Genomic DNA, 19,941 nt, shown 5'->3' on the forward strand with positions numbered 1-19,941 from the left:
GGAGCGTGCTTTCAGTGGAAAAAAATTACTTTATTATTGATATTTTTGAAAAAATATGCATTAAAAAATAAGAGTATCAACCATTTTTATTGTAGTGGGAGAAAACTGGCGCAAAAAGGTTTAATTTTTACGCCTTAATCCACTGACTTAACTGTACTCTAGTTACCTGTTATCTACTGTACCAAACCCCACAAATACGATATGTTAGATAGCAGTAATGGAAATTGCACTAGCAGAAAAATTGTTGATTTCATTACTTTCTGTAACTAACCCAGAGGCATCAGCTTGAAATAGCAGATAATAGTCGCCTGCAATAGTGTTACTGTCGGTGGTGACAGAGAATGACTGAGAGCTAAAGCTACCAACCCCAAGACTAATAACACTGTCATAACCTAAGAATAGGTCATCACTGCTATAAGTACTATCATTAGAAAGATAAAAATTGGTGTTGCTAGAACCAGCGGTAGCATTACCTTGATTCTTAATTTGATAGTCGAGTTGGATGTTGCTACCAGCAACGGCTGAAATGGGCGCTAAGGCATTTTCAACTATCAAATCTGGTTGGGGAATACTAATAGAAATTTCCCTAGCAAAAACATTGTTACTTTCATTGCTTTCTAAAACATAATTATTGATATCAGCCCGATAAAGCAAGTAATAGTTACCCGCATTGACATTAGCGCCGATAGTGGCCGAGTAAGACTCTGAACGAATACCACTAGCACTAAGTTGGGCAACGTAGTCAGAGCCTAAAGAAATATCATCACTGCTGTAAGTTGCATCATTAGAAAGATAGAACCTAGTGTAGTTATCAGCAGCAGTGGCATCTCCTTGGTTCTTGATTTGATAACTAAGTTGGATAGTGCTACCAGCAACGGCTGAAGTAGGTGCTGAGGCATTTTCTATTATCAGGTCTGGCTTGGTAATAGTAATGGGTTTAGCAGTAATATTGTTAGTTTCATTACTTTCAGCAACCACCGCACCGCTATCGGCTTTAATCAATAAATAATAGTTACCTGCTGCGGTGCTACTATTAATAATAGCTGAGTATGATTTAGAACCGCTATTACCACCAGCGTTAATGCTAGCAATGTTGTTAGAGCCTAGGAATACATCATCACTGCTATAAATATTATCATTAGAAAGATAAAAATCGGCAGTGCTAGAACCAGCGAATTCGTTGCCTTGATTGTTGATTTGATAGTTGAATGAAAGTGTGGCACCTGCGGCAATTTTAGTAGCTGCACTTATATAGCTGACTACCAAATCTGGTCTGAGAGCGGTAGTAATGGTGATAGCCTTAGCCACAACATTGTTGTTTTCATTGCTTTCTGCAACAGAACCAGCACCATCGGCTTGAAATAGTAAATAATAAGTTCCTGGTGCGGTAGCAATATTGGTTTTGACTGGGGCTGTTCTGGATATTGAACTACCAGCCCCAATGCTGCTGAAAAAGTCATCGTAACCAAATAAGTACAAATCATCACTGCTGAGAGTGGTGTCCAAGGATAGATAAAACTTAGTATAGCTAGTACCCGCACTACCAGTGCCTTGGTTCTTGAGTTGATAGCTCACTTGGAAAGTGCTACCAGCAGATGCGGAAAGAGGTGTTGAAGCATTTTGTACTATCAGGTCTGGTGAGGCCATAGATTATTTTACTTAGTTGATTTAAGGAAATTTGGGCAGTAATGACTGATTAAGCCTCTATTTATAAAGGCTTGAGCTTGGAAGATATATTTGTGGGTAAAGAAATCTTTATCAGTCGTTATGTAATATGCTACATCGATTAATTGTAATTTTATTTAAAGGTTTATATTATTTTTTACTCAAACTTCACTATTTATTTACGTAAATTTCTAGCAACGATTCGGCAACAGCTAAATTGTATCTGGATCAATATTTAATTCCCGCAGTTTTGCAGCCAAGCGTTCTGCTCTTTGGGTTTCTTGTTCTGCTCTTTGGGTTTCTTGTTCTGCCGTTTCTTCTGGTGTCGGGACTAGCTCACCTTCGCGGGTAAAAAATCGTAATAGTCCTTGATATATTCCCAAATATAAACCCAATTGCTGACTCCAGAGATGCCCTTGGGTATTTGGTTCTAGAGGTTCGTACTTACCATCTAATAAGTGAAAACCAGCAAATTCTAATGTATATGGGTCGAACCAAAAATAATCAGGTGTGCGGAAGGTATCTTGATAAATCTTTTTCTTTAAATCTTTGTCGGTATTCGCTGTTGATTCAGAAAGAATTTCCAGAATTAAATGCGGATATTTGCCATCTTCGTCCCAAACTACCCAACTTTTACGGGTTTTGCGTTCAGTGTCCAGCACCACAAAAAAATCTGGCCCCCGGAAGTATTCTGATTTGCGTTGGTTAGGACTATAGTAAATAGTCAGGTTGCCAGCCGCGTAGAAATCATTTCTGTCTCGCCATAACCATTCTAGACATTTGAAAAGTAGGATTATTTGTCGCAGATGCAGTTCACTTTCCAAGGGAGGTTCGTCACTGTATAAATCACCTGGGGGAAAGATAACATTTTCTGGGGTATTTTGGGGAGAGGCTAATTCTTTCGCTAGGGTCATGGAATGCTTACAGCAGTGGGTATGGGTTTATTTTAGCTGCTGTAGTTAGGCATTGGCGTACCCACCGTAAATCGCGCAGCTTATCGGTGGGTAGGCTTTGCTCTATTCTTGCGCCTTGAAACTTGTAAACTACAATCTTCTGTACCACCATCAACACATGGTAGATAATACCCACCTTGATGAGTTTATCCTTCTAGTTCAGCCCTAATTTTTTCAATATGTTGGATGCTTTTCAAAGAATAAAATCTCTCAGAACATCTACAACAAACGTAAGCGGATAATTTTAATGCGGCCTTTTTTTTGCCGCTTGAAATGATTTCAGTAACTTCTTGTTCAACTATTTGCCCAGCACAAACTGGGCATTCATCAAAAGGCAGCACAGCTACCTCCTTCTTATGTGGCTTTTATTCCAAGGATTTGTGTCAGGGCTAAATAGGGAAATTAGCGTAGCCCAACCATTTCTCTCATTATATGCCCAAACAGTTTCTAAACGCATACCAAATTCAGTTCTTCCAGAGACTATAAATTTGGGCGCACGATTTAAGTCTTGCTGTTCTTCCAATACTGATCCCTTAAGGACAGAATAAAAAATGTCTTCGGACACAAGACAGCGATGCTGACTCTGAGTCACAGCATGGGCTGTAAAATTGAAGGTGCGGGTATTGATCGCTGCGGAAATAAGCTTGTGTATCTGCTGCTTTCTGTTTCCCATTTTTTCCTCCTCATCCGTTGTGAAGTTAAACACAAGATTCCCTTGTTATTGGCAATCTTTGGTTTTTACGGACGTATCTGGGAAAGAAGACTACATATTAAGAGATTCAGCAGATGTTTTTTTTGCTACCTATCCAAAATAACAGCACAACCTATAAAAAGTCAACATCTTACTCAAAACTTATAATATTATTTTACTAATGGGATATTGAGACAATTACTCTTCTGTACCTATGAACAGGACTACATCTAATAGTCAAAATAGTGCTTTATACGAGTTTAAAGAAGCTCATCCTGAAGAAATACAAACAATTACTGAAGCACTAGTGAAGATAACAAGTCTTCCAGCAGAAGCCATTAAGTCTCATCTTGATGCCATGTTGGAGAAGTTAGTAAAAACCACAGAAAGTCCATTTTATGAAACAGCCTCAGATGAAGAGTGGTTTCAAGCACTGCATGAATGGAGTTATAGACATAAGCAAAACATACCTCCTTTATCTGACTATGCCGTAAGTCGGGCAGGTATCTATGAGGATGAGGAGATTTAGTGGCGTATCTTATTGATACAAACATTATACTGAGAATGGCACAGCCCAACCACCTAATGTGTACGGAAGCGTTGAATGCACTGGGGATACTTCGGCAAAGAAAAGAAGATTGTTATCTAACTCATCAAAATCTAGTTGAGTTTTGGCGCAGTGCTACCCGTCCGGTTGAAAGAAACGGATTAGGAATGAGTTTAGCTGAAGCTGAAGCAGAACTAAAGCGTTTAGAAACACTTTTCCCCATACTGCCAGATATACCTGAGATTTACCCTGAATGGAAACGTCTTGTACTTAAGTATGGGGTAATGGGTGTGAATGTTCATGATGCTAGGCTTGTGGCAGTCATAATCGCTCATGGACTGACCCACATCCTTACTTTTAATCTTAAAGACTTTGCACGTTATGCGAATGAGATTACCCCTGTACATCCAACAAAGATTTGAAAAAAACCGCAGATAAACGCTAATGCACACGGATAATTTATTGGCGTTTATCGGCGGTTAATATTAAATATTCGCTTGCTGTCGCTGATAAAGTGACCAGTACAAACCCTTTTGCTGCAATAACTGTGCGTGGGTTCCACGTTCAGCAATTACACCCTTCTCCAACACCAAAATTAAATCAGCGCGTTTGAGAGGTGCAAAACGGTGAGCAATCAAAAACACTGTGCGGTTTGTAGAGACTTTTTGCAGATTTTGTAAAACTTGCTGTTCGGTTTCACTATCCAAAGCGCTGGTAGCTTCATCTAAGATTAAAACTGGCGCGTTGGAGAGAAATAACCGCGCTAGAGCAATCCGTTGTCTTTGTCCACCAGATAAAGCTGTGCCTCTTTCCCCGACGTTGTTTTCGTAACCGTAGGGTAGTTGACTGATGAAATCGTGAGCTACAGCTAATCTAGCAGCTTCTACCACTTGCTCGGCGGTAATATCAGGATTACCGAGGGTGATATTTTCCAAGATGGAACCGTTAAATAAAAAGTCTTCTTGGAGAACTACACCAATTTGTTGCCGCAAAGATGCTAAATCTGCACTTTTAATATCAAAACCATCGATGAGGATGCGTCCTGATTCAATTTGATAAAGGCGTTGCAATAGCTTCGACAGGGTACTTTTACCAGAACCACTCCGCCCCACGATGCCGACAAATTGACCTGGTTCGACGTTCAAGGAGATGCCCCGTAACACTGGTTCTGTGTTGGCTTTGTAGCGGAAAAAGACTTGCTCAAAACTAATTTCACCTTTGAGGGGGGGTAAAACTAGACCGGTGCCGGCTTCAGCCTCTGGGGCAACGTTGAGAATATCACCAATGCGGTCTACTGAAAGTAAGACTTGTTGCAGACTTTGCCATAATTGCACTAAACGCAGAAGTGGGCCTGTGACTCTGGCTGAGAGCATTTGAAAGGCAACTAATTGACCAACTGTGAGGTCATGTTTAATGACTAACTTGGCTCCAAACCAAAGTATCAGCATGGTAGATAAGTTGGTGAGAAAGTCGCCAATGTTGCTGCTGATGTTGGAGGTGGTAGAGGCTTTGAAACCTGTGCGGATGAAGCGGGCAAATAAGCCTTCCCAGCGATCGCGTGTTACTGGTTCTGCTGCATGGGCTTTAACTGAGTGAATCCCTGTCACAGTCTCCACTAGAAAGGATTGACTATCAGCACTGCGGTTAAATGTTTCGTTTAGCCAACCGCGCAAAATTGGTGTCGCGACAATTGTTAAAGTGGCAAATAAAGGCAGTACCGCCAAGGCCACAAATGTCAGGGGAATGCTGTAGTAAAACATCAATACTAGGTACACCACCGCAAAGATGCTGTCGAGTATCACCGTTAAGGCTGTACCGGTGAGAAACTGGCGGATTTGTTCGAGTTCCTGAACTCTGGCTACTGTATCCCCCACCCTGCGGGACTCAAAATAAGCCAAGGGTAAGCGCATTAAGTGGCGAAATAACTGGGCTGATAAACTCAAATCCAGACGCCGCGCTGTGTGGGTAAAGATGAATAGCCGCAGGATGCCGAGGATAGATTCAAACGTCGCGACTAATAAAAGTGCGATCGCCATCACATCCAGAGTTGGTAAACTCTCCTGCACCATCACTTTATCAATCACAACTTGGGTAATTAACGGTGTCGTTAGCCCCAAAAGCTGCAACGTAAAGGACGCCAGCAACACTTCTGCCAACAATCGCCGATACTTCCAAACCGCTGGAGTGAACCAAGCAAGGTTGAATTGTTCTTGCTTAGATATCAGTTCGGCTTGCCACAATTGCCCATCCCAAGACGCTTCAACCACAGATTGCGGCAAACTTTCGCAAGTGCGATCGGGATTTAGGGGATTAGCGATAATTAAGCAGGAGCCTTTTACACCATAAACCACTACCCAAGAGGGAGTGCTGAGTGCGTCAGAATTCCACAGCAATAAAGCAGGAAACGACAATTGTCGCAAATCATTCCAACTCACTTGCAACCGACGCAAAACAAACCCTAACTTTTCTGCTACTTCCACAACATTTTTCGGGCGTTGTCCCCGGAGTTGGCGTTGCACCCATTCCAGTTGCACAGCATTTTCCAACTGTTGCGCCATCATTGTTAAACAAGCAGCAGCCGTATTCGTGCTAGCAACAAAAGGATAATTGGAGATGATCGGCGTCGGGGATGGCGAGATTGGGGGATTGGCAGATTGGGGGATTGGAAGATTGGGAGATTGGGAAAAAGTTTCTTTCTCCTCGTCTTCTGAACTTACCCAAAACTGATCAATTTGTGGAGTAGAAAATTCAGACCACAATGCCGAATCCCAACAAACAACAACTACTTCTTTACTAGCAGCTACAGCTTTACACTCAGCAGGCAACTTTTGTAAGTCGCCAAACCAATCGCCCGCTTCTAGGGACGCCAAAGGTTTGCCAACACTGCCGTCTCGCAAGCGGACTTTTCCCACAGCAATAAAGAATTGGTAACCTCCGGTTTGTTGTGACCAGATTTTTTCGCCAAGACAATAGCGGCGGATTTCTAACTGATTTTTTAATTGGGTTTGTTGTACATCTGTAAGCCAGCTTAACGGCGGTTGATTCCAAGGTACAGAAGCTAGCACATTTGCTTGTAGAGATTGATTATCCAGAGGTTTTAGCTCACTTCTAATTTGACCGTCAGCTTTTGAATTTTCTCCCCTAGCCATTTCTCAAACAACTCATTTTGTAGTGTTTGTTTTAGTTGAGTATCTTCTAAAGACGCCGGCAAAAATTGTTCTACTCGAAACACAGCAAAACGTCCTTCCAGTTCTATTGGCCCTACCAACTGTCCTGGAGTTGCCGCATCCACAGCAGCCCTGACTATATCTGGCAGCGTTCCCCGGCTAATTGGCCCCATCATGCCGTTAAAAATTCGCTCTTCTGCTAGAGAATATTCTTTGGCGAATTCTTCAAAACTACCTCTTTCTTCAATTTGGGTTTGTAGTTCTTCAGCCAGTTCGCGATTATCAACAAGAATGCGCGAAAGTACTACCCGATCTAAAAACAGCTTTCTTTCAATGAAGTGTTCTGGAAGTTGTGGTTCTGTAACTAAAGCTTTTAGTTTTTCTAACTTGAAGCTAAAAGCAACTGAGGCGTGAAATGTAGCGTAATCGCTGCCATTAGTTTTTAACCATTCTTGAAAAGCTTTGGGGTCACTCAGTTGATTTTTTAGCCGAAACTCAATAATTGTTTGTTCAGCTAATGAGGGACTAATCTCAATATCTTCGCGAGTTTCTATTTCTTGCTCAATTACTTGCTGGCGGAGAATTGTGCCAATGAACTGCCCCATTTTTCCGGAGGCTTGCAGATATTTTACTGCTTGTGAAATGGTAATTGGCTGGTCATTGACAGTCAAAAATGATGAAGATTCCATGAAATAAACACTTGGAAGAGATTAAAAAGCTATAAAACTTTCAATTAAATGATAGAGAAAATACCAGAAAGTTACAGTCAAGAATGATAAAGATTCTATGAAATAAATAATTTTAAAATTTCTCCAAAAAAAAATCGCCTAATTACTCGTATTTTATAGAGCAGGCGATGTAGTAAATTCCAGCAAATTTACTGTTATTATCAATTCAGTTCAATATGAGATTCTGTCAAATTGCTCACAAATATCTGGTAAATTATCAGACAATTAAACTTTTCCACGTCAAGGCAATGAGGATAGCGGCAATTGCCCCGATTAAGGTATTCACAATATTTACTACTTCATTAGTTAGCCAGGTATATCTAGATTGCAATGTTGCCCCAATCACACTTTCTAAATTGGTGGCAATAAAAGCTGCTAGAACACACCAAACTACTGCTAATAAATCAATCAAACCAATTCCCCAGCCAAGAATAGCGATCGCCAGTGACGCCACTACACCAGCTATAGTTCCCTCCAAGCTTACCGCTCCTTCTGTCCCACGGGGTACTGGTTGCAGGGTGGTAATTAAATAGGTACTTTTACCATAAGCTTTGCCAACTTCGCTAGCAGTGGTATCAGCCAGTTTAGTACTGAAACTCGCCAGATAGCCCAACAGCAGCAAGGGTGTGAGGCTAGGATCTAGCAATCCCCCCTTTACTAAACCGACTCCCACAGCACACAGCGCCCCAGTCAACGCCGAACCCCAAACATTTTCTGGTCCTCTGGCCCCAGAACGCTTTTCGGCAATTCCTTCAGCTTCTTTTTGGGCGATACCGATGCGCGTCACAACCGAACCAACGACAAAATAGAACCCTACTACTAGATATCCTTGCCAACCGAGTGTGCCCCAAATTATTATCCCCAGTAACCAGGCATGGAATAATCCGGCTGGGGTGAGCAATTTTTTGGGTGCGATCGCCACTATGCCCAACAAAATTGTATTTAATCCCACGCCAACCAACCAAGGATTCACAGAATTAATTAAAGAGAACATGAGTAATAAATCATTCATGGGTTTGCCAAAATGTCAACAAAATCACTACAGGATCTAGTTATGATCTGGTTTAAGTAGGAAAATTAAAAAACTGCTCGTAGTAAGGACTTTAGTCCTTAAAATGCTCATGCTGTTCCCATAGCATGACCTAGGAAGCGATAAATCCCTCACTACGAACAAAATTTTTATTTTAAATTTAATTATGTATGCCTAATTAATCGGTTCTGCCAATGCTTCTGCTACTGCTGCTAAAGTCCTAGAGTCTGTCAACATCCAAGGGTGCAGCGCTACAGGCAAGATCACTTCTCGCCCCAAAAGCATTTGTGAACTCTTTGCCGGCATAATCATCAAATCATAAGGTGTCCATATAGATGTAAAGTTCAACTGCTTTAACATCTGGGCATCAGAGTTCAAATCCAACAAAAATGGGCTTTTGGGGCGCATTTGCACACAGCCAGGACGCAACGAACCATAAGCAATCACAGTTCCATTATGGGGCGAAGATATAGTGATAAACCGCTGCACGCGGTTAATTCCTCCTAGTCGCTGGAGATAGTATCGGCTGACTATTCCCCCCATGCTGAAGCCTACCAAATCCAGCGGTTGTTCTGGTGGCAGGTGCAAAGCAACATAATCAGTTACCTGTTTTGCCAATTCATCAAGACCGACAGCACCATTATTGGGCACTAGATCCAGGGTATACACAGACCAACCCCGTTGTCTGAGGTAAAGTGCCATTTTATTGAAAACTGCCCCTGTATCCCCAATCCCGTGTACTAATAACAGGGGATTACGCTGTTGATTTTCGGTATTCATCGACAAAATTTTCCTAAACAAGCCTGTGGAAAATTTAACCGACTACTACCCATTGCCGCTTACAGGCTGTGACAGTATCACTGCCGCTTAAAAGCAAAATTGGGTGCGATGCCCGCCTATTCAGTAAGTTAAAAGTTCAAACCGCCATATCTAGATAAACCAAGAATTGTTAATTATTGTTAAGCTAGCTTTCAGAATCTTGCTCTCAGTTACAGTAAAATTTAATAATAAATTCTCGGTATCAACAAGTTGCAAGTGCTTGCAAGCAAAGAGTTAAGAACACTTGCTCTGTAGTGTTACTAAATAGTTGATAAGCACAAACCTATAAGGGTTGTCACCTAAACGGGGTGGCGCAAAGCAAAAAATGTAACAATTAGCCGTAATTTTTAACAATTACGGTCAAGATCTAGATATAAAACGCAGGAGAAATTGTAATGGGTTTTATCAAAAAATTAATCGCCGGTATTCTGGGTTTTATTACTGGGCTATTACCTAAAAAGAAGAAAAGCAACGGCTACTACTTGGAACTGGACGAAGCTACCTCTGTTCCCAAACCTTCCCCAGCAGCATCGAATGGTGCCAAAGTTGCCAAACCAGTCGCAGCAGCTGCGCCGGTTCAATCTGTAGTCGCCCAAACCCCCGCACCAACTGCGGCAAAAGCCACCAAAGCTAAACCATCAAAAAGTGGCAAGGCGGCAAAAGCAGAACCAGCCCCAGCGCCAGCACCAGCAGCAACTAAGACTACAAAGGCACCAACTGAAACTACCTTTGCGCCCAAATATCTTGATCCTTCGGTAGTTAGCTCAAATGGTCGTCGGCGTCCAGGGGCAAATATGAATGCTTACCTGGATATGGCAAGTCAGGTGAAAACTCCTGGCTAAGTTTGGTAATTGAAATCAAAATTCTCAGATTAAAGGATGAACATGATTGATTTGAGGATGATTTAGATTAATCTGGCTCATCCTTAAATCTTTAAATCCTGATTGGTAATCATTCCTCTGCCCCATTACTGTTTAACGCACTTTTAGCAAATACGAGTCCACTATATAAATGAAAAGCTGAGTCCCAATTGCTTTGTTCCCGACGAAACAGGTGAATGTGAGATGGGATTTTATGCAGCGTATCTGTTTGATCTAATACTGTCTCTGCAAAAGACGTGAAATTTGACCATTCCTTGACTTGAGGTATTTGCTGCTCAACTTGTTTCAGTAAGCTATTCCAATTAATTCTGATGGTATTTTGGCTAGCTTGGGGTGCGATTTCTACACCTCGCTGGAATTCATAGCTGCTGTCATAAAGTCGCAAAATGCAATTTCTGCCAGGTAGGTGTAAATCACAAAATTGGGCATAGTCTTGGGTTTTGGTTTTGCGTTCTAGTTGCCGGCGGAAGTTAACATCAACAACTTCCTCAAAAATCGGCAATAGTCCCATAACTTTTGCTGTGACTTCTGACCAGTCAAAGGTAAGAGAACCAAGTTGATTTTCTTGATTGCTGCAAACAACAGTGGGTTTTTGGGCAAGTTCTGGGAAATATTTGACTTGAAATACTTGAATTTGCTGAATTTGAGCTATTGTCACCCAGAAGCAGGGAATACCCGCCTGCTGTAGCTGTGTACCATAAAATTTGAGTTCTCCGACTTGTCCAATGCGGTACAATCTCCAGCCGCGACTTGGGAGAACTAGCCTGGCGGTGTAGGAGTCTAGCTGCATAATTTGGGCAAATTTTTGCACAGCTAGGGTTTTGGCTTCGTTGCTCAGTGGTTCTAAGATTAGTAAGCCTAATTCAGTATTACTGGGTTCAGCAGTTGCTTGGGTAATGGCTCTTTGTCTTTCTTCTAGCTGAATTTCTTGCAGTCGTTGCAAACCAAGACGTGCTTGCATGACTATTTTGTTAATGTTTGTACCACGCAGCAGTTGCCGATAAAGGTTTTCCGCTTCTTGGCGTTTTCCGGAAACTTCATGCAGTCTTGCAAGATAAAATTGCACCCAAGGATTTTCTGGCGATTCGGTTAACAGCTGTTTGAGTAATTTGGCAGCGGTTTTATAGTCTTTGTTTTCAAAGGCGGCAGCAACTTGCTCAATCATAAAAAATCGAGGTAGTGCCAATTATACTTCACAAGCTGCTGCTACTAAGGATATAGCTACTACTGGTGCTGTCACTGCTCGGAGGATGCGCCTTCCAAGAGATACTGGTTGAAATCCAGCGGCGATCGCATTTTCGATTTCTTTCTCTGTCCATCCCCCCTCTGGGCCAATAGCGATCGCAATTTCCCTAGCAACAATATCTATCACTTTGCTTAAATGCGGATATTCACCACGGGCCTCACAAATATAATGGTGAGTCCCCACACCAGCGCTGACAACGGCGCTAAAAGCTACAGGTTCTAAAATTGTCGGTACAAAAGCTCGCTCTGATTGTTCGGCGGCTTCTGCTGCAATGCGCCGCCAGCGTTCGAGTTTTTGGGGACTGGGATGTAGCAATGTGCGATCGCTCAATACCGGGGCAATACAAGTTACTCCCAACTCTGTACAACACCGTACCACGTCATCAAATCCATTACCTTTGGGTAACGCCATTATCAGCGTAATTGATATAGGTAATTCGGTCTCTACGGTGAGCGATTCTAAAACCTGCCCTTGTGCCCCAACTAACTGCGCCAACCACCATTTACCGATCCCATCCATTGCAATAAAGCGATCGCCTTCTTGCAAGCGTAATACCCGCCCCAGATAGTGTAATTGCTGTGGTGTCAACAAAATTTGGGCTTTTTGGAGTTGATGGGGTGCGATCGCGATTCTTTGAAGTTGAGACATTAGATTGTAGTTTTTTGTCAATGTTTACATTACCTTAACAACATTCAATAAACTAGGTCTAATTCATTATTGTTGCTTGTACAACTTGGGTAAGTCTTGCTGAATGAGCGTGTTTCAGACATTCATTTAGAGGCATTCAATCTTGTATTAAAGATATCATAATCTGCAAAATAATCATAAATTATAAACACAAAAAGCCGAGTAGATATCGGATTTTATAAAATCTAAACTTGTGATGTACGCGATTAAATGACTGTATCCTCTTCCCCACCTAAAATTTCCCAAGCGCTGTTAACCATCAACTCCTTAAATTCATTAAATACATCCCAAGACCTAGTAGAAGGATTGAACTCCTTACCCTTCTGATATCTCACGCTTGCGTTGAATGACAACTTGTATTGCTTCCATATACTTTCTAGCCTTAGCGTAATTTACTGTATAAATTTATCGAACTGTCATAACGCCAAGTTACAAAGTTAATATAAAAGAATATCTTTTATATAAATAAATAATATTTTTTAGCTAAAAGCTTTTACCGACAATGGTTTTGGGGAAAGTTTCTAACTTTTAAAAAATAGTTTAATTACCGAACAGAAAAACTTGAGAAATTACCTTAAATTTTTCCGAGATCTACTTGTGCGTTACGACGAGGAAGGCGTATTATCATCTTATTCATTATTTACAGCACTTTGCTCAACAGTCAGGTACAAAATTAAATCCTATAACCCATGCCCCGTAAAACTTTTGGATATTTAGGTGTGGTAATGCAACAAGAAAAGTGCTGTATGTAATTGGAAATAACTCTAAGTCTCCAGCAGAATGGACGCAAATTTTAATATTTTGCGCCTAGAATCTGCATCTTATCATTATTAATTGATAAGACCATTATTGCATGGCTAAAAATTAATCTTGATATAAATGATTTTACTGTCATAACGTATTAAGATAAATTTTTTTGCCTTGTAAATCCCATGAATTTAATTTGCTTAAGAATAACCAATTTATTGTAGAAAGGAGAAAATTTTCTATGTTTAACAAGCGCCAAAAACATTTACTTTGGAAGTTTCGGAGGTTGTGCAAGTTTTGGGAGCCAATATTGAGAGTTAGTGCTGCGATAGCTTCCTTGTTGCTAGCACTAGCTCACATTCTGTAACAGAACTTACGCAAGAACTCTCTGAAACTCTTATTCCTTTGCGTCCTTTGCGGTTCGTTTCTTCTTGATTCTGCGTAAGTCCTGTGTAAAAAGGACTCACCTGGCAATATAGCCTGAAACGATTGTCAGGACTAGTTTTATGTGCCTCCAGAAGATGAGAAGGCATGAAAAAGCGATCGCTTATCCTGGGGGAAAGGCGATCGCTTTTTTCATGGCTGGCGACTAACTCAAACTAATTGCCAGCAGCACACTCAACAAAAACTCCCCTATCAATAGGAGAGTTTTATGAAAAGTTTGGTTTGATAGACAGGCTGAAAATTAGATTATTAAATACTACAGACCTTGGAAGTATTTATCTAACGCCTCATGTACCAACTCAGTCATGGGACGATCTTGTTTTTCTGCTGCTTCCTTGATTTGCAAATATACATCTTCCCGCAAACTTACCCGATGGCGTGATTTTGAACCGTTGGGGGTTGGGGGTTCGTAGGTGCTGGTAAATTCCCGGATGGCTTCAAAGCCGACGCGATCGCAAAAATCACCAAAGCCTTCTCTAGATTGACGCGTCTTTTTAAAGAAGACAAAAATCGGCTCTAAAAAGCTTTCTATCTCATCGTGGTGCAGCTTTTCTGTGTAAGCTTTTGCCAACCTTGTCTGATCTGGCGAACCCCCTAGCCAAACTTGGTAAGATTCTGGCGCACTACCCACAAAACCCAATTCTGCCATGTAGGGACGAGCGCAGCCATTAGGACAACCCGTCATCCTTACCACAAAATGCTGCTTTTGTAAACCTAATTTATCTAACAGGGCGCGAATTCGCTCCAAAATACCTGGTATTGCCCGTTCTGATTCGGTGATTGCCAAGCCGCAAGTGGGCAAAGCCGGGCAGGCCATTGCAAACCTGGTTAAGGGTTCAATTTTACCAGGGTCAGCAACAACGCCGCGAATGTCAAGAATTTCTTGAATTGCTTGCTTGTTATCTGGGGCGATGTCGCAAAAAATCAGGTTTTGGTTGGGTGTGAGGCGGATGGGTAAGTTAAATTGCTCGACAATTTCTCGCAAGGCTGTTTTTAGTTGAAACGAACCTTCGTCCTTCACCCGACCATTATCGATGGAAATGCCTAAAAACAAATTGCCATCGCCTTGTTCTTCCCAACCCAAAAAGTCTTGATATTTAAACTTGGGCAGAGTTTTAAAAGGTTCGACTGGTTTTCCAAAATATTCTTCTACTTGGGCGCGGAACTTATCGACACCCCAATCATTGATTAAATATTTTAATCTGGCGTGACGCCGGTCGGTGCGATCGCCATAATCTCTCTGAGTGGCAACAACCGCCTTCACTAAATCGTAAACATCAGCTTTCGCTACAAAGCAAATCGGATCGGCGATTCTGGCAAAGGTTTCTTCTTTACCGTGTGTCCGTCCTAAACCGCCACCAGCAAAGATATTAAATCCTTGCAGTTCACCCTTCTTATTGGTAATTACCACCAAAGTCAGGTCTTGGGAATATAAATCAACCGAATTATCTCCAGGCACTGTGACGCAAATTTTAAATTTGCGGGGCATATAGTGAGTGCCATAAATTGGTTCTTCGGTGTCATGGATAATAGTGCCAGTACCGTTGCGTTGCCGCGCCGCCTTCACGTCTGGGTGTTCTTCAGCACTAATTGCCTTTTCCCCATCTAACCAAATTTCGTAATAAGCGCCCGTTTGTGGTGACAGCAAGTCAGCGATATTCTGGGCATACTCCCAGGCATATTGGTAGTCTGGACGATTTTTCAAGGGGACTGGTGGCGCCATCACATTGCGGTTGACATCGCCGCAAGCACCCAAAGTCGAACCCAAGTTTTTAAAGATGGTAGCGATCGCCGTTTTCAGATTCTTCTTTAAAATTCCGTGTACCTGAAACCCTTGACGGGTAGTGGCTCGCAAGGTATGGTTGCCATATTCGTCAGCTAGCTTATCTAAGGCCAGATATAGCTGCGGCGGCACAAAACCACCCGGATTTTTTGTCCGCAGCATAAACTGGTAATCTTTCTCTTGTCCTTTTACACGGTTGTCTCGGTTATCCTGTTGGTAAGACCCGTGAAACTTCAGGAGTTGGATCGCATCTTCGCTAAAATGAGTCGTATCCTCAAGGATTTCGGTAGCTACAGGTTCACGTAAAAAATTACTATTTTCCTTGATTCCTTCTACTTTGGAAGGCTTACGGCTGGCAAGGGGGGAAGGAGCAGATTTAACCATTACACTTGATATATTTTTTCAATAAAGCATGACTTAAAGCCGAAGCCACAATCTTTGCGGCATCTTTTCGGCTGTTTGAACCCCAAAAATCCGGTCGGAATTATGAAGAATATTTTTATCTTAACACGGCAAAAGCCGACTTTGTCAGTGATGCAACACTTAACAAAACCAGCATACTGATCTATAAATATCAGCCGTAGACATTGAGTCCAAGGTTGAGGTTAGCCCTAAAAAGCATACAAGACTAGCTCAACTAGTCTTGTACTCCTGGACTGCCATCACTGATTTTTTTCAACTTTATTTGAAGCGATAGCCAATACCACCATTGATGCTGATAGCAGAAGCGGGGCTATTTTGGTAGGCACGAAGTCCGACTTTGGCGTTGGTGTAGACGAGGAAGTTATTAGCAACTTCTGATTCGACACCAGCACCTACCACTACAGCGTCTCTGTTACCCAAGGGAGTTGGTTTGCCATCTTTTTCTACAAAAGAATAACCACCAGTGATAAAGGCGTTAGTTCTATTAGCGATCGGCACGTCTAAGGAAAGTTCTGGGATGATCGCACTTGTCTGATCACTCCAGAGGACGTTACCGCGTACAGAAACTGGTGCATTTCCCAATTTCACCCGACCTGTGAGATTTCCGCCAAAGGTAGCAGCATCATTGTTTACTCCGCCATTGGTAACGCCTGCGGCAATACCAGCACCCATGTAACTGGCGTCAGTACCTTTTTGTGTTTCAGCAGCAGCTTGACCCGCTGATAGAACTAAAGGACTAACTAATAAGGAAGATAGTGCAGAAATTGTCAAAAAAGACTTGATCACGCGTTTCATAATTTTGCCCAAATTGTGGAAGTATTGCTGTTATATTACAGGTCGAAAACTGAATCCAAATGTTCCAGATAATTCTTAGATTTGATGCAACTCCTGTTGCTATTGATGCACGCTAGTTATGAGGGTGTGAGCCATCAAATTTAGGAATCAGCCGTTATATTTACGTTTACACAGTTGATTATCCGGCATTTCCAGCAAAATTAGCCACTTTTTTAACTGGCACAAAACTGAAAATTAAAAGTTAGTCGGAATTTTAAATTTTGAATTTTTAATTTTTAATTTTTAATTCCTTAGGCTGTAGCAGCTATGGCAACAAGCTCTCAAGGAAATCTATAAAGTTAAATTTTGGGATTTTTCATGGAGATTGAATAATGCTAACCGCTGCAAAAACATTGTCTGGTTTGATGGGTTTATGTGTCGGTGATGCGTTGGGTGTGCCAGTGGAGTTTACTAGCCGCGCTGATCGAGTTAAATCTCCAGTGACAACGATGCTGGGTTATGGCACTTGGAATCAACCACCAGGAACTTGGTCAGATGACAGTTCGCTGACGTTTTGCTTGGCAGAAAGTCTTTGTAGAGGGTATTCGTTGGATGCGATCGCCAATTCGTTCTGGCGCTGGTACAAGGCAGCTTACTGGACTCCTCGTGGTGATCTCTTTGATATCGGACAAAATACCCATGAAGCAATTATGCGCCTGAAACAAGGAATTCTCCCCCATCAGGCAGGGGGCAAGGTGGAAAACAGTAACGGTAATGGTTCTTTGATGCGAATTTTGCCAATGGCTTATTGTCACAGAACCGTAACTTTTAGCGAATTGATGGCGCGGGTGCATGATGTTTCGGCGATTACCCATGCCCATGTGCGATCGCAAATGTCCTGTGGCATTTATATCAGTATTGCCGTGGCGTTACTAGAAGGGGCTGACCTGCAAACAGCTTATTTACAAGGCTTGCAAGATATTCAAACAATTTATTCAATTCGTGAATATCTCTTAGAAAAGCCTCATTTTGGCAGAATCTTTAGTGGGAAAATTGCTCAATTGCCAGTGGAAGAGATTAATTCGGGTGGTTATGTGATTGATACCTTGGAAGCATCCCTCTGGTGCTTGTTAAATAGCTCATCTTACGTCGAAGCAGTACTCAAAGCTGTCAACTTAGGCGGAGATGCTGATACTACCGCTGCGGTTACTGGTGGGTTAGCAGGGATTTATTACGGTGTGGAAAATATTCCCCCAGAATGGATTAACCAACTTGCTCGCAAACAGGACATTATTAATTTGGCAACTCGTTTTGCAGCGGCTGTTTACAGTTAGTGCTGCTTTTTGCCAATAAAATCTGTTGTAGAAAAGTTTCATGCTATTAAATAATGCTGACCGCTAGCAAAGCATTGTCTGGTTTGATGGGTGTATGTGTCGCTGACGCCTTGGGTGTGCCTGTGGAGTTCACCAGCCGCGCTGAACGAGTTAAATCTCCAGTCACATCCATGCTGGGTTATGGAACTTGGAATCAACCACCGGGAACTTGGTCAGATGACAGTTCACTGACGTTTTGTTTAGCAGCATCTCTTTGTGACGGATTTTCTGTGGAAGTTATAGCCAATTCCTTCTGGCGCTGGTACAAAGAAAGTTATTGGACAGCTGATGGCAAAGTCTTTGACATTGGTCATACAACATCCCTCGCCATTGCCAATTGGGAACGGGGAACTCCAGCCCTGAAAGCAGGTGGTACGAGTGAAAAAAGCAATGGTAATGGTTCTTTGATGCGAATTTTACCAATGGCTTATTGTCACAAAACCTTAACTTTCCGCGAATTGATCGCGCGGGTGCATGATGTTTCGGCGATTACCCATGCCCATCGGCGATCGCAAATGGCCTGCGGTATTTATATTAGTATTGCCGTGGCGCTACTAAAAGGGGCTGACCCCCAAGCAGCTTATTTACAAGGCTTACAAGATATCCAAGCAATTTATTCTCACAGAGAATATCTCTTAGAAAAGCCCCATTTTGACAAAGTATTCAGTGGTGAAATTGCCCAATTACCAGTTGAAGAGATTAATTCGGGCGGTTATGTGATTCATACCTTGGAAGCATCCCTCTGGTGCTTGTTAAATACTTCTGACTACGCCGAAGCTGTGCTAAAAGCTGTCAATTTAGGCGGCGATACAGACACAACCGCTGCCGTTACTGGTGGTTTAGCAGGAATTTATTACGGCGTAGAAAATATTCCCCCAGAATGGATTAACCAAATTGCCCGCCAACAAGAGATTATTAATTTGGCAACTCGTTTTGCAGCGGCTGTTTACAACTAATGGAGAATGGGGAATTGGAGAATTACCAATTCCCATACTCGTTTTAGCTAAACCAGAGACAGGGAGTAGACCTGACCATCAATCAATAGTCGCGTGATGCCTTTGGCTTGCAGATGAGTACGAGCCTTGTGCAGCATTTTACTATCGGGAACTTTAATTACGCGATCGCGCTTAGTAGAGAAACGCTTCGCCACTCGGTGGTTATCAAATACCGGTAAAGTTCTTTGCTGGGTTTCAATGCTGGGAATTTGCCCCAAATCACCAAAATCCTTAAGTGGTCGGGTAATTAATTCCGAGGCGCGGTCAATCACCAAATAACAAGTTTTCGGCAAATGCGCGATCGACAACGGCAAGACTTGAACAGGCGCTTCACCTGGCTTACGTCTGGCGACTAGGGGTTTTGCCTCCTCTAGGTCATCGTCGTCGAAGTCTTCCTCGTCCTCAAAATCATCATCGTCCAAATCGTCCAATTCCTCAGACTCGTCTAGCAAGTCTTCGCCCAAAATTTGGGCAATCGCCGTCGATTCTAAACGTTCATCCTCTAGTATTGGGCTGGGAACGCTGATGATTTCCGGCGGCTTTGGCTTGACAATTTCTAAATCCTTTAGTATCGGCAGCCTGGGTTTTTCCACTGCTGAGGAACGCGTTTTCACCCGTCTAATAGCTGGGAGAGACTCCAGGACATCTGGATTGGTTTCCTCCTCTATCGCTGGCTCCTGGGCTGCCACTGGTGACAACTCCAAGCGGTGGCTGTCGCTGCTCGGTAGTGCTGTTTCTAGCAGTGGCTGACTCAATAGCGGTAACTGCTCATAGCTTACCTGTGCTCTGCCTTCAGGGGTTCTAGCGGCACGTTTTAGAGAAACGAGGTATTCGTACTCATCCTCTGGTAGGGTACTTTTGAGCAGACGACTGATTGTTGAGTTACTGACACCATAGCGCTCCGCTAAAGTTGAGGTTGTTTCAGCGGTCTCTCGATATAACTTGAGAATTTCTTGCTTGTCAGAGTCTGTTAATTTTCTCACGGTAG

Annotated in this window: 18 protein-coding genes; 5 read left to right on the forward strand and 13 right to left on the reverse strand. The window is 42.4% G+C overall.

Going from position 1 to position 19,941, the window contains the following annotated elements; genetic code table 11:
• Nucleotides 1-204 precede the first annotated feature (204 nt).
• The 4 genes from CYLST_RS25120 to CYLST_RS25135 all read right to left on the reverse strand — a co-directional run bounded on the left by CYLST_RS25120 (nt 205) and on the right by CYLST_RS25135 (nt 3,291).
• Entirely contained in the window at nt 205-1,647 is a 1,443-nt protein-coding gene (locus CYLST_RS25120) for a CARDB domain-containing protein (protein WP_015210553.1), read from the reverse strand.
• Nucleotides 1,648-1,877: 230 nt separating this feature from the next.
• Nucleotides 1,878-2,579: a Uma2 family endonuclease gene (locus CYLST_RS25125; protein ID WP_015210554.1), complete on the reverse strand. Its 702-nt coding sequence runs from the start codon at nt 2,577-2,579 to the stop codon at nt 1,878-1,880.
• Nucleotides 2,580-2,764: 185 nt separating this feature from the next.
• Nucleotides 2,765-2,959: a YgiT-type zinc finger protein gene (locus CYLST_RS25130; RefSeq protein WP_015210555.1), complete on the reverse strand. Its 195-nt coding sequence runs from the start codon at nt 2,957-2,959 to the stop codon at nt 2,765-2,767.
• 2 nt (nt 2,960-2,961) lie between these two features.
• Complete coding sequence (locus CYLST_RS25135) at nt 2,962-3,291, reverse strand: DUF4258 domain-containing protein (RefSeq protein ID WP_015210556.1); 330 nt, start codon at nt 3,289-3,291, stop codon at nt 2,962-2,964.
• Between the two features lie 232 nt (nt 3,292-3,523).
• Here CYLST_RS25135 and CYLST_RS25140 point away from each other — a divergent pair, with 232 nt between their 5' ends.
• Both CYLST_RS25140 and CYLST_RS25145 read left to right on the forward strand, forming a co-directional pair.
• Complete coding sequence (locus CYLST_RS25140; RefSeq protein ID WP_015210557.1) at nt 3,524-3,838, forward strand: hypothetical protein; 315 nt, start codon at nt 3,524-3,526, stop codon at nt 3,836-3,838.
• A complete protein-coding gene (locus CYLST_RS25145) occupies nt 3,838-4,278 on the forward strand; it encodes a type II toxin-antitoxin system VapC family toxin (RefSeq protein ID WP_015210558.1) in 441 nt (146 codons plus the stop codon). The genes CYLST_RS25140 and CYLST_RS25145 overlap by 1 nt, the downstream gene beginning before the upstream one ends.
• Nucleotides 4,279-4,341: 63 nt before the next feature.
• On the opposite strand, the gene CYLST_RS25150 is transcribed toward CYLST_RS25145, so the two are convergent.
• From CYLST_RS25150 to CYLST_RS25165, 4 genes are all read right to left on the reverse strand, one after another.
• The gene (locus CYLST_RS25150) at nt 4,342-7,005 is read right to left on the reverse strand and encodes a type I secretion system permease/ATPase (RefSeq protein ID WP_015210559.1); all 2,664 of its coding nucleotides are present in this window, start codon (nt 7,003-7,005) and stop codon (nt 4,342-4,344) included.
• Complete coding sequence (locus CYLST_RS25155; RefSeq protein ID WP_015210560.1) at nt 6,954-7,712, reverse strand: peptidylprolyl isomerase; 759 nt, start codon at nt 7,710-7,712, stop codon at nt 6,954-6,956. The genes CYLST_RS25150 and CYLST_RS25155 overlap by 52 nt, the downstream gene beginning before the upstream one ends.
• Nucleotides 7,713-7,968: 256 nt before the next feature.
• Complete coding sequence (locus CYLST_RS25160; RefSeq protein ID WP_041233890.1) at nt 7,969-8,745, reverse strand: TIGR00297 family protein; 777 nt, start codon at nt 8,743-8,745, stop codon at nt 7,969-7,971.
• 210 nt (nt 8,746-8,955) lie between these two features.
• The gene (locus CYLST_RS25165) at nt 8,956-9,561 is read right to left on the reverse strand and encodes an esterase/lipase family protein (RefSeq protein WP_015210562.1); all 606 of its coding nucleotides are present in this window, start codon (nt 9,559-9,561) and stop codon (nt 8,956-8,958) included.
• Between the two features lie 434 nt (nt 9,562-9,995).
• On the opposite strand from CYLST_RS25165, the gene CYLST_RS25170 reads away from it, so the two are divergent.
• Nucleotides 9,996-10,442, forward strand: a complete 447-nt coding sequence (locus CYLST_RS25170; protein ID WP_015210563.1) for a hypothetical protein — start codon at nt 9,996-9,998, stop codon at nt 10,440-10,442.
• A gap of 109 nt (nt 10,443-10,551) precedes the next feature.
• On the opposite strand, the gene CYLST_RS25175 is transcribed toward CYLST_RS25170, so the two are convergent.
• From CYLST_RS25175 to CYLST_RS25190, 4 genes are all read right to left on the reverse strand, one after another.
• Nucleotides 10,552-11,646, reverse strand: a complete 1,095-nt coding sequence (locus CYLST_RS25175; protein WP_015210564.1) for a tetratricopeptide repeat protein — start codon at nt 11,644-11,646, stop codon at nt 10,552-10,554.
• A 21-nt stretch (nt 11,647-11,667) separates the two neighbouring features.
• The gene (locus CYLST_RS25180; RefSeq protein ID WP_015210565.1) at nt 11,668-12,375 is read right to left on the reverse strand and encodes a 16S rRNA (uracil(1498)-N(3))-methyltransferase; all 708 of its coding nucleotides are present in this window, start codon (nt 12,373-12,375) and stop codon (nt 11,668-11,670) included.
• A 1,486-nt stretch (nt 12,376-13,861) separates the two neighbouring features.
• Nucleotides 13,862-15,772: a sulfite reductase, ferredoxin dependent gene (gene sir / locus CYLST_RS25185; RefSeq protein WP_015210566.1), complete on the reverse strand. Its 1,911-nt coding sequence runs from the start codon at nt 15,770-15,772 to the stop codon at nt 13,862-13,864.
• A gap of 297 nt (nt 15,773-16,069) precedes the next feature.
• On the reverse strand, nt 16,070-16,606 hold the full coding sequence (locus CYLST_RS25190; protein ID WP_015210567.1) for an outer membrane beta-barrel protein: 537 nt from the start codon (nt 16,604-16,606) through the stop codon (nt 16,070-16,072).
• 371 nt (nt 16,607-16,977) lie between these two features.
• Between CYLST_RS25190 and CYLST_RS25195 the strand changes: the two genes are divergently transcribed.
• Entirely contained in the window at nt 16,978-17,919 is a 942-nt protein-coding gene (locus tag CYLST_RS25195; protein ID WP_015210568.1) for an ADP-ribosylglycohydrolase family protein, read from the forward strand.
• 53 nt (nt 17,920-17,972) lie between these two features.
• On the forward strand, nt 17,973-18,914 hold the full coding sequence (locus CYLST_RS25200; protein WP_015210569.1) for an ADP-ribosylglycohydrolase family protein: 942 nt from the start codon (nt 17,973-17,975) through the stop codon (nt 18,912-18,914).
• A 47-nt stretch (nt 18,915-18,961) separates the two neighbouring features.
• Here the strand turns inward: CYLST_RS25200 and CYLST_RS25205 are convergent, their stop codons facing one another.
• Nucleotides 18,962-19,936: a helix-turn-helix domain-containing protein gene (locus CYLST_RS25205; RefSeq protein ID WP_015210570.1), complete on the reverse strand. Its 975-nt coding sequence runs from the start codon at nt 19,934-19,936 to the stop codon at nt 18,962-18,964.
• Nucleotides 19,937-19,941 lie beyond the last annotated feature (5 nt).

This window comes from Cylindrospermum stagnale PCC 7417, from assembly GCF_000317535.1.
Lineage (GTDB): Bacteria > Cyanobacteriota > Cyanobacteriia > Cyanobacteriales > Nostocaceae > Cylindrospermum > Cylindrospermum stagnale.